The following is a 9,680-nucleotide window of genomic DNA, read 5'->3' on the forward strand; positions in this document are numbered from 1 at the left end:
GCCTCCTTTTAAATCGGATGTTCTTTTACCATGATAATTGAAAGACTAGTGAAACACAAATTTAATTGTTTCGTAATCTGTTTAGGCTAAACAAAAAAACTGAAAGCCCTAATTAGGACCATCAGTTTCTTCATTTATCAACACTTTGCGCGGCTTACTTCCCTCTGGCGGTCCAACGATTCCTTTTGCTTCCATTTCATCAACAATTCTAGCAGCTCGATTGTAGCCAATCCTAAAACGTCTCTGTAACATGGATACACTGCAAGATTGTTCATGAGTCACTAATTTAACAGCGTCCCCAAATAATTCGTCTTCTGAATCAGACGCTGATCCTGAGTTAGCTGTTTCTTCATCAGTCACAATCATCGTTTCATCGTATTGTGGTTCTTGCTGATTTTTAATAAACGAAATAACACTTTCAACATCTTTATCTGAAATGTAAGCATCTTGTACACGAATGGGTTTATTTAGCCCCATTGGTAGGAATAACATATCCCCACGACCTAAAAGCTTTTCAGCACCATTACTATCAATAATTGTTCTCGAGTCAATCCCACTGGAAACAGCGAAAGCCATACGTGATGGTACGTTAGCTTTAATCAATCCTGTGATAACATCAACAGATGGACGTTGCGTTGCCAAAATCATATGGATTCCAGCTGCTCGAGCCATTTGTGCTAAACGAATAATCGCATCTTCAACCTCATTCGAGGCTACCATCATTAAATCTGCCAATTCATCAACAATGACAACAATATAAGGTAACGTTGCTCTTTTTTGTCCGTCATCTGCGTTTTCTTGCATAATCATTTGATTATATCCAGAAATATTACGTTGACTAGCATCTGCAAACAATTCGTAGCGTCGCTCCATTTCAGAAACAACCTTATGTAAAGCTCGTGATGCTTTTTTAGGATTTGTAACAACCGGCGTTAATAGATGTGGAATACCATTATAGACACCTAACTCTACTTTTTTAGGATCAATCAACATAAACTTAACCTGATTTGGTTTCGTATTCATCAATAAACTTGTGATAATGCCATTAATTGCAACTGACTTACCACTACCAGTTGAGCCAGCAATCAATAAATGCGGCATCGTTGTTAAATCTGCTGTTACCAATTGGCCTGAAACATCGCGACCTAAAGGAACTTCGAGAACTTTATCTGGTGTTGGATTCTTTTGTTGAGATTCAATCACATCCCTGAATGAAACCATTGATACTTTAGAATTTGGTACTTCAATCCCAATAAGTGATTTTCCAGGAATTGGTGCTTCAATTCGAATATCTTTGGCAGCAAGTGCTAAGGCTAAGTCATCCGCAAGGTTAACAATTTTACTAACTTTAACACCAATTGCCGGATGTAATTCATATTCAGTAACAGATGGTCCTAAACTCACACTTTTAATTTCAACATCAACACCAAAGCTTTCAAATGTTTGCTTCAATATTTTTGTGTTTTTTTCAATTGTTTTATATTCGCCACTTTGGTCTTCTTTTGGAATTTTTGTAAGTAATGTAACTGGTGGTAATTGGTAATCTTCATTATCATCAGCCACTGTACTTGATATTATCTTAGGATCATCTTCTGAATCTAATTCTGAATCTGGTTCTTGTTGCGTAATGATAGGTGGTTCATCAACGGTCACTTCTCGTTCAGTTTTTATTTCCTTTTCTTCAGTTCTATGGTCAATTACAGGTTTTAATTCTTCTTCATCTTGTTCTGCTTTATTTTCTTTTCTTTCTTCTTTAAAACTATCTATTGCTACTTTCATTCGGCGAAAACCTTCTCTTGTCCAAGCAATAATTACGTTTAGATAGCGTTGAACAGTATACATAACTTCTGAAAAAGAGAGATCAAAAAAAATAAATAATCCGGCTAAGATGAAAAGTACACTAACAATATAGGTGCCTGCTTGTGAAATTAAGAAGTACGATAATTGGTATAAGCTTGCCCCTATCATTCCACCGCCAACTGTTGAACTAACTGCAGATTGTCGAAAATCGGAAACAAGTGTCTGCCATGTATATTGAATAAATTGGCTATGCACCGATGAGTGCCCAACAAACCAGGCTTCAAGAAAGACTAAAACACCAACATATAAAATAACGGATCCCCAATTAATTCTTTTCTTAACTTTGGGCTCTTTTCCCATAATCATTAAGTAACTTCCATATACACCGAGAATTAATAATGCGAATTGATATGTATTACCAACAAACAAACGGAAAACGTTAGCAAATAAAGCACCCAAATATCCCAGTGCTAGCACACCAAATATTCCAAACAATAAAAATATAACACCAATTATATTTTTAGAAAATTTGTATTGAACTGTTTTTTTTGTTGTTCTTTTTTTTCTTTTCTTTTTTTGAGCCAAAACAGTTCCTCCTTCTGTTAAAATAGATACTCAATTATACCATATCTTAATTACCTTCCGTGTCATTGTCTAGTCATTTCCACAAAAAGAGAGTTAATAACAATTATGTTATTAACTCTCTTTTTTGGCTGTAATTTCTTTGCCATCTTTAACTAACAGTAACCCTTGATATAACTGTAAATCATCACCACAATCTGAACAATAATCCATTTGTTCCTCATTCCAAAATGCTGTCAAAAATTGACGTTTACTTTTTTGATGGCTAAATTCAGTGGTAAATGCGCTAGATTGTTCCTCAAAAAAAGCCATCGCTTCATCCATTGAATCAAAATCAACTGTTTTTTGAATATGACTTTTCCAATCATCAAAAAACCACCATGGTTCATCAAATCCAAACATTGTTATTACTTGAAACAAGTTAGCTCACACCCTTCCATTTTATAAAATGACTGTTCATCATAAATACCGGTTTATTTCTTAACCCGAAGCAAGTATAACCCATTTATGAATTTCTAGTCTATAAAATGCTCAAGCTACTTATTTTAGCTTATCATTTTCATACGTGTGTGTTTTATCTAGATTTAAAAAGTCTTGTTGTCTAAGTGTTTCATAAATTACAATAGCAGCTGAATTAGATAAGTTTAAGGCACGAATGTGCGTATCATCTTGTGGAATTCGGATTGCTTTCTCTTCATTTTGGCGCATAAAGTTTTCAGGAAGACCTGTTGTCTCTTTACCAAACAAGAAGTAATAGTCCTTATTCACATCAGAATAATCTACTTGTGAATAAGTTTGCGGTGCAAATTTTGAAACCAAAAAAAGTTGTTTCTGATCTGGAATAGATGCTAAAAAATCTTGTAAATTTTTATGATACGTAATTTTTACTTTATCCCAATAGTCTAGTCCAGCACGTTTTAAATATTTATCGTCTGTTGAAAATCCTAAGGGCTCAATTAAATGTAGTTCAGTATCCGTTCCAGCACAAGTTCTAGCAATATTACCTGTATTAGCAGGCATAAGTGGTTCAAATAATGCAATATGATTCGTCAAAAATTAACATCCTTTCAAAAAATCGTTATTATTTTAGGCAACAAAAAAACGCATCATTTCGGTGTGGGCACGGCGAAAAGATACGTTAATGAAGATCAATTTCCAGAAGCTGACAACATCGTCGACAGTCTCTAAACAACCGAATTCGTATACTCATAATACCACAGCAATTTATTCGTTACAACACTGATTCTAACTTATTTTTACGATATTTTAATAGTGTAACGTCAACCGTAATTTTGGTTAAAGGTTGTTTTTTAGCTTTAGCCTGATTATCTGTTGTAGCTCCCCAATGTAAAGGAGTCATTTCGAGTAAGGCAGGAAACAAGCCTTCTGGAATATCGAATTGATAACTAATTGTAATTTGTTCAGAGTCAGGATAATTTTCTTTAAACAGATTTAAAACCTTTTCATTACTATAACTCCTATTATGACTCTCTTCGTTATATAGAAGTTCGCGTAATTCAACTAAGTAATTTGAATTTGGAATGATTTTTAATAACTGCCCGCCATCCTTTAATACTCGATCAAATTCTGTATAAGCAGAAGGCGAAAAAATATCAATAATTGTTGAAAATGACTTATTATTAAATGGTAGTTTAGCCAAATCAGCAATACAATAAAAAGCATCTGTCTCTTGTTGTGTCGCATAATTGATTGCATCTTTTGAAATATCAAATCCAACGTAAGTGTCTTTAGCATTTTGGCGTGTTACTTCTATATCATGAAGTGGTGTTCCCTCTCCACAACCTACATCCATAATTGTTTCTTCTTCATCAGAAAGCTGCTCAAGAATTTTATCCGTAATCGGTTTAAACAAGCCTGCTTGTAATAACTGTCTCCTTGCTAACCACATATCCAATTCATAATCACTTTTAACCCCATGATTCAAGAAAAAAAGAGTTCCTTTTTTTGATAAATCTATTTGATGATTTTCAGGGCAAAACATCGTCTGGCCTTCAACTTTACTGTAGGGGTTTAAGCAGACAGGACATCTAAATAAATCGATTTTATTTTTTAAAAATACGGCACTTTTCTCAATTTTTTTCAATTTACACTTATTCCTTTTTATCGTTTATTTTACATTCAATAGCTATTTATTTTTCAATGTTAATGTAATGACCTTTAACCAATTCAACAAGTTCTTCACGTTTTACGCCAACAGAACGACCAACTTTACCAGCTGAAACCCAAATTTTATCGAACTCTTGAATTCGTTCATCAAAATAAATGGGAAATCCTTTTCGAACATTAATTCCAATTGGTGTATTTGCGCCATGAACGTAACCAGTAATATTGATTAAATTTTTATTATCTGCTAAATGCAATTGTTTTTCATTTAATTCACGTGCTACTAATTTTAAATCAATTTCAAAAGTAATAGGAAGGCAAACAACTACGTAATCTCTATCACCGTTACTTCCCTGTAAAACAATTGTTTTTAAAATACTTCTTTCATCCGTTCCTAGTTCTTTAGCTTCTTTGCTTGAATCCATTTGTCGACCACCTAAAAAATCAAAAGTATAGCTCTCAAATTCAATATGATTTTGATCTAAAATGCGTTCGTCATTTGTTTTTTTTACTTTTTCTTTTTTTGCGATAATAATCACTCCCAAAATAATTATAGCACGACGTCTATCTCTTCACGTATTCTTATTTAATTTTCGATTTATTTCAAAAATATGTTGACTAAATTCGCTAAATAGCGTAAATTATCAGTTGGTTACTGATAATAATTTAATAAATACTAAAAATAGTTCGTGTTTAAAAGAAATGGGGAAATATTATGCCAGTTTTTGATTATGAAGATATTCAGCTCGTCCCTAACAAATGTATTGTAAATAGCCGTTCCGAAGTCGATACATCTATTCAATTTGGCCCTCGCCGTTTTAAACTACCCGTTGTACCTGCGAATATGCAGACAATTATCGATGAACCGTTAGCAGAATGGCTTGCATCAAATGACTATTTCTATGTCATGCACCGTTTCGATGAAGAGAGTCGCTTACCTTTCGTCAAAAAAATGCATGCAAAAGGTTTGTTTGCTTCTATTAGTGTTGGCGTTAAACCACATGAATGGGCATTAATTGAAGAGCTTGCCGATGCTGATTTAATTCCAGAATATATAACAATTGATGTGGCGCATGGCCACGCACAAAGTGTCATTGATTTAATTCATCATATTAAAAAATGGTTACCAGAGTCATTTCTAATTGCTGGAAATGTTGGCACACCTGAAGGCGTTAGAGAACTAGAAAATGCTGGTGCAGATGCAACTAAGGTTGGTATTGGACCCGGAAAAGTTTGCATCACTAAAATTAAAACTGGATTCGGTACCGGCGGGTGGCAATTAGCCGCTCTTAGATTATGTTCTAAAGCAGCAAGTAAACCAATTATCACTGATGGTGGTATAAGAACTCATGGTGATATTGCTAAGTCAGTCAGATTTGGGGCCTCAATGTGTATGATTGGTTCACTCTTTGCTGGTCACAAACAAAGTCCTGGTGATTTAATTGAAAAAGATGGTAATCTATTTAAAAGTTATTTTGGCTCTGCCTCTGAATATCAAAAAGGTAGCCACACTAATGTTGAAGGTAAAAAAATGCTCGTTCCTTTTAAAGGTGACATTCATGAAACTTTACTTGAAATGCAACAAGATTTACAATCTTCAATTTCTTATGCTGGTGGTAATTCTCTCTCTGCACTTGAAAAAGTCGATTATGTAATTGTTAAAAATTCAATTTTTAACGGTGATACGCTTTAATCAAAAAAGTTAGACAAAATAAAATTTGTCTAACTTTTTTGATTATCTTTATTCGTTTTCTCTGATTCGTCATACAAACCAGAATCCTTTTTATACCATACAAAAATCCGCGTTACAATAACTTTTAGAATTGCATATCCTGGGATTCCAAAAATAACACCTATTAATCCAAAAACCCGTCCCGAACCTAATAAAACAATTAAAATTGTAACGGGATGGATTGCTAAACTACTTCCAAGAATCAATGGAGAAATCAATCTTGCTTCAATTGTTTGTTCAACAATAAAAACAACAATAACCTTTATCAACATAATTGGTGACACGAAAGCAGCAATTACTAGTGCAGGAATCATCGCTAGAAAAGAGCCTAAATAAGGAATTAAATTCAAAAAACCTGCCAAAATCCCTAACGTTAAAGCAAACTTAAGACCAACTACTGAAAAACCAATAACAAATAATATGGCCACAAAGAATGCTACCGTTAACTGACCTCGGATATATTGACTGACTTGTAAATTAATTTCATCTAATAATTCAATGATTGATTTGCGATATCTTACTGGGAAAAAATTTGATAAATACTCAGGTAAATCGTGCCCATCTTTTAATAAATAAAATAAGATAAAGGGTGCTGTTACTAATCCAATGATAAATGTCGTTACAGTACCAACAACGCTACCTAAAGAATCAACTGTTGATCCAATAACTGAGCTCGCTTTTTTGGATACTGTTCCTACGATATCTGTATTTATTTTTTCAATTGAAGTTTTAATAGTATCAAATAAAGATGACGACATAAAATCATTCGTTTGATGTGTGATATTTGACCAATACGTCGGCCAATTTTTAATAATACTAATTGTTTGTGTTTGTACAGCAGGAATCAAAACGACAATCCCCCATACTAAAAACCCAGAAATTACTATAAATACAACTGTAATAACCAAACTTCGATTCAATTTAAAGCGCGTTTCACAAAAATCTATCAATGGGGATATTAAATAATACAGCACGCCAGCTAAAACAATTGGGAAGCCAATAATGCTTAATAACTCTCCAATTGGTGCGAAAAACCAGCCCACTTGTGCTAACATAAAAATAATTAGCAAACTTAACAAAACAATTGATAAAATGCTAACTGTTTTATTATTAACAACCCATTTCCAAAACCATGATCGTTGTGAAGTCGATTTTTCATTTGGGAGCATTTTAATCTACTCCTTTACTTATACGTGATTGTATTACCGACTTTAAAAGTTGGCAATACATGCGGTGTTAAATAAATACCATTTGGTTGTGGATGTTCTGGAACTTCCATAAAGAACAAGGTAGCATGCCCAACCGACTCAAAATTACTTGAAACTAACTCTCCAGCGAAATCAATTTTATAAGTTTGTTCATTAATAATCATTTCATCACCTGTTTTTGGCGAAATAATTTTTTTATCATCTTCAAATGATTGAATGACAGAAACTTGTCTTAAATCATCCGTTGCACTCTGATTGAAAAGGATAACAATAGGTTCCTTTTTTGAGATGGCATCTTTTCCAATTTCTTCAATTCTTGCTGTAATCATACTTTATCGTCTCCCTTATCCTTTATAGTTACCTATAATTATAGCATAGTCCCCAGTATAAATAATAACGTTTACAAAAATATATGATATAATATTGACAATATCATGAGGAGGTATTTGTAACTATGAAAGAGACTATTTTGTTTGGTACATATACAAAAAAGACAAGTACTGGTATCCAACGAGCTCAACTTGATACAATTGAAAAAAAAGTTTCTAACGCTACACCCTATATAAAGGTTGAAAATCCAACTTATCTCACGAAATCGGACAAAGGTGTCTTATATACCGTTTCAAAGAGGTCAGATTTAGGTGGTATATCAGCCTTTACCCTTGCATCAGAAAATCCCCAATTTTTAAATGACGTTTCAGCTGAAGGCGCTCCGCCTGCTTACGTTGCTGTTGATAATAACCGTCAATTAGTCTACAGCTCAAACTACCATAAGGGTCTTATTTCCATTTCAAAAATTCAAACTGATGGCTCATTAGCTCTTATTAATGAAGTTACAAATGAAGGTCATGGTCCAAAACCAGAACAAACAAGCTCTCATATTCATTTCACTGATTTAACACCAGACAATAGGTTAGTTGTTTGTGACCTTGGAACTGATCAAGTGTTAACTTTTGATGTGTCAGATAATGGTGCTATTAAACAAATTGCTGAGTATCGTTCAGAGCCTGGGTTCGGTTCTCGTCATATTGTTTTCCATAAAAATGGAAAATTAGCATACTTAGCTGGAGAGCTCTCAAGTGAAGTTTCGTTACTTAGCTACAATCAAACGGATGGTTCATTTAAAGAGATTCAAACACTTTCATCAATTCCATCTGATTGGAATGCTCATAACGGAATTGCTGCTATTCGCATTTCTAAAGATAGCCGCTTTTTGTATGTCTCTAATCGCGGAAACAACTCAATTGCTTGTTATTCACTTGCTGTTGATGGCACAATGACACTTATTCAACTTATTTCAACTGAAGGTGACTTTCCTCGTGATTTCAGTTTAAATAAAACAGAACAATTTTTGGTTGTTGCTAACCAAAACACTGATAATGCTACCTTATTCGAACGTGATTCAACCTCTGGTAAATTAACTTTACTTCAAAAAGATATTGCCGTTCCAGAATCCGTTTGCGTTTATTTTGAAAATTAGGAGAAATTAAATTTGTTAATTAAAGAAGTTGCAGTTGAAAATTTTACTGATATCCCAAAACAATTTGCCGCTGGTGCTAATCGTTTTGAACTTTGCGATAATCTTGCTGTCGGTGGTACAACTGTCAGTAAAGGTGTTATGTCTGAAACAATGCGTTATGCACAGGACAATGAAGTCCCTGTAATGGCAATGATTCGTCCCCGTGGCGGAAATTTCGTTTATAACGATACCGAATTAAAAATTATGGAGGCTGATTTATTTCAGGCTCAACAACTTGGTGTAGATGGCGTCGTATTTGGCGCTTTAGATACGAATAATAACTTAGACATAGAGGCGATGGAGTTTTTAATTGCAGCAAGTGGTGGCATGCAAATCACTTTCCATATGGCTTTTGATGAAATTCCTAATAATGCACAACTTGATGCGCTATCTTGGTTAGCAGAGCATGATATCGATCGTGTTTTAACGCATGGCGGATCACTTGATAAGCCTATCGAGGAAACGTTACCCCACCTCAAAGAAATTATTGACTGGTCAAACGGTCTCATTAAAATTGTTCCAGGTGGCGGTATTACACTTGATAATGTTGATACTATTGCTGCTAAATTAAACGTTAAAGAGCTTCATGGTACAAAAATAATTTTAAAATAATCATCTAAAAAGGTTCCAACAACTTCATGTACTAGGCCCTGTCAAGTTGACGGATGAAATAATATAAAATTTAATATGTTTCTAAATGGCTTTATCCCAGTAT

10 protein-coding genes are annotated in these 9,680 nt (G+C 34.0%); 3 read left to right on the forward strand and 7 right to left on the reverse strand.

All coding sequences use genetic code 11. The features are described 5' to 3' along the window. Positions 1-108: 108 nt before the first annotated feature. From AC1RPQ_RS07310 to AC1RPQ_RS07330, 5 genes are all read right to left on the reverse strand, one after another. Positions 109-2,385, reverse strand: a complete 2,277-nt coding sequence (locus AC1RPQ_RS07310; RefSeq protein ID WP_481761854.1) for an FtsK/SpoIIIE family DNA translocase — start codon at positions 2,383-2,385, stop codon at positions 109-111. Between the two features lie 111 nt (positions 2,386-2,496). Then, positions 2,497-2,802: a DUF1033 family protein gene (locus AC1RPQ_RS07315; RefSeq protein ID WP_481761855.1), complete on the reverse strand. Its 306-nt coding sequence runs from the start codon at positions 2,800-2,802 to the stop codon at positions 2,497-2,499. A gap of 120 nt (positions 2,803-2,922) precedes the next feature. Continuing rightward, positions 2,923-3,435, reverse strand: a complete 513-nt coding sequence (trmL, locus tag AC1RPQ_RS07320; protein ID WP_409021458.1) for a tRNA (uridine(34)/cytosine(34)/5-carboxymethylaminomethyluridine(34)-2'-O)-methyltransferase TrmL — start codon at positions 3,433-3,435, stop codon at positions 2,923-2,925. Positions 3,436-3,613: 178 nt separating this feature from the next. Continuing rightward, positions 3,614-4,486: a methyltransferase domain-containing protein gene (locus AC1RPQ_RS07325; RefSeq protein ID WP_481761856.1), complete on the reverse strand. Its 873-nt coding sequence runs from the start codon at positions 4,484-4,486 to the stop codon at positions 3,614-3,616. A 46-nt stretch (positions 4,487-4,532) separates the two neighbouring features. After that, positions 4,533-5,036, reverse strand: a complete 504-nt coding sequence (locus AC1RPQ_RS07330) for a YbaK/EbsC family protein (protein WP_481761863.1) — start codon at positions 5,034-5,036, stop codon at positions 4,533-4,535. A gap of 185 nt (positions 5,037-5,221) precedes the next feature. Between AC1RPQ_RS07330 and guaC the strand changes: the two genes are divergently transcribed. Next, entirely contained in the window at positions 5,222-6,199 is a 978-nt protein-coding gene (gene guaC, locus AC1RPQ_RS07335; RefSeq protein ID WP_481761857.1) for a GMP reductase, read from the forward strand. A gap of 29 nt (positions 6,200-6,228) precedes the next feature. Here guaC and AC1RPQ_RS07340 read toward each other — a convergent pair whose 3' ends face one another. Together AC1RPQ_RS07340 and AC1RPQ_RS07345 are read right to left on the reverse strand one after the other, a co-directional pair. Next, positions 6,229-7,407, reverse strand: coding sequence for an AI-2E family transporter (locus AC1RPQ_RS07340; RefSeq protein ID WP_481761858.1), 1,179 nt, complete (start codon positions 7,405-7,407; stop codon positions 6,229-6,231). Positions 7,408-7,421: 14 nt separating this feature from the next. Further along, entirely contained in the window at positions 7,422-7,775 is a 354-nt protein-coding gene (locus AC1RPQ_RS07345; protein WP_409021462.1) for a PTS glucitol/sorbitol transporter subunit IIA, read from the reverse strand. A gap of 125 nt (positions 7,776-7,900) precedes the next feature. On the opposite strand from AC1RPQ_RS07345, the gene AC1RPQ_RS07350 reads away from it, so the two are divergent. Both AC1RPQ_RS07350 and AC1RPQ_RS07355 read left to right on the forward strand, forming a co-directional pair. Further along, on the forward strand, positions 7,901-8,926 hold the full coding sequence (locus tag AC1RPQ_RS07350; RefSeq protein WP_481761859.1) for a lactonase family protein: 1,026 nt from the start codon (positions 7,901-7,903) through the stop codon (positions 8,924-8,926). A gap of 12 nt (positions 8,927-8,938) precedes the next feature. Continuing rightward, on the forward strand, positions 8,939-9,577 hold the full coding sequence (locus tag AC1RPQ_RS07355; RefSeq protein WP_481761860.1) for a copper homeostasis protein CutC: 639 nt from the start codon (positions 8,939-8,941) through the stop codon (positions 9,575-9,577). Positions 9,578-9,680: the final 103 nt, after the last annotated feature.

This window comes from Dellaglioa sp. CoH-57-MRSF-21 (genome assembly GCF_056781915.1).